Here is a 1,167-nt window from a genome sequence, read left to right on the forward strand (position 1 = left end):
GGTCGGCTCGGATACACCCATCTTCCGGCAGACCTCGTCCACCGTCGCGCCGTTCTCCGCCTGTCGCAGGGCGAAGGCGATCTGTTCGTTCGTGAAGCGTTTGCGGGGCATGGCATCCACCCTCCTTCAGGGTTCAGGATGCCCGAAAAACTTGCGCTCAGCGCGGACCAGTTTGGTGGGTCAGGGTCATTTGTGAGACCCTGACGGGAGGAGCGGAGCCGTGAAGAAGAGCAGGTTCACCGAGGAGCAGATCGCCTTCGCGCTGAAGCAGGCCGAGACCGGGACACCGGTCGCGGAGGTGCTGCGTCGGATGGGCATCTCCGAGCAGACGTTTTACCGCTGGAAGAAGCTCTACGGCGGCTTGGGCACGGGCGAGCTGCGGCGGCTGAGGCAGCTCGAGGACGAGAACCGCAAGCTCAAGCAGCTCGTTGCCGATCTGAGCCTCGACAAGCACATCCTGCAGGACGTGCTCGCAAAAAAGCTTTGACGCCTGCTCGGCGACGCGAACTCGTGCGCCAGGTTCAGGAGGCGCACGGGGTGGCGCATGCGCGGCACGCCCTTGATCAACGGCGGGCAAGCCTAGGGCCGGAAACGGGGCCCCGGCCGGCGCCAACGCTGATCGCCTCGCAGCGCATGCCCGTGGTTTCGGCCAGTTCGGTGCTTCCATCCTCGTCCTGATCGGCAAGGGGCGCTTTCCCAACTGCCAACTGCCCCCGCTGAGGTCTTGTTCAGTCAAGCGCAAGATCGCATGCCCACGACGAGCAGTTTGGATGCGAAGCTACGCCGAGCCGATGCGGCTATGCTGCCGGGCGGGCGTTGAACAGAAGAGCCCGTAACCGTGTCTCGCCGAGCGCACGATCGGTCTCGCGATAAGCGAAGTATGGGATCAGCGCTACGAACAGCACCCAGACAACCGTGGCCAATCCACGCGGGCCGCCGGCGATCTCGGGAAGGACTTCCCCGAGGGTCTTCTCGTGCCAGGCTCCCACAAGGACCTCTTCCAGCACGTAGGCCACGGTCAGAACGGCGGAGAACAGGACCGACTGGTACAAGATCGGGTAGACGAGCGTAATTACCCAGGGGGTATCCGGCGACTGCGGCTCGCATCGTGCGGGCGTTCCCCTCTTGCAGAGTTTGGATTTCGCTGATTCCTTCGTGGGATGGGGC

At 64.0% G+C, this 1,167-nt stretch carries 1 protein-coding gene and 2 pseudogenes; 1 reads left to right on the top strand and 2 read right to left on the bottom strand.

The genetic code is table 11. From position 1 onward, the window contains the following. Nucleotides 1-111, bottom strand: a 111-nt coding sequence (locus CIW48_RS32855; protein WP_149311704.1) for a transposase, incomplete at its 3' end; no start/stop codon positions are given. A gap of 109 nt (nucleotides 112-220) precedes the next feature. On the opposite strand from CIW48_RS32855, the pseudogene CIW48_RS33660 reads away from it, so the two are divergent. Further along, nucleotides 221-543, top strand: a pseudogene (locus CIW48_RS33660) (transposase); the annotation flags it as partial. A 254-nt stretch (nucleotides 544-797) separates the two neighbouring features. Here the strand turns inward: CIW48_RS33660 and CIW48_RS32865 are convergent. Next, nucleotides 798-1,167, bottom strand: a pseudogene (locus CIW48_RS32865) (hypothetical protein); the annotation flags it as partial.

The sequence above is a fragment of the Methylobacterium sp. P1-11 genome, assembly GCF_008329595.1.
Lineage (GTDB): Bacteria > Pseudomonadota > Alphaproteobacteria > Rhizobiales > Beijerinckiaceae > Methylobacterium.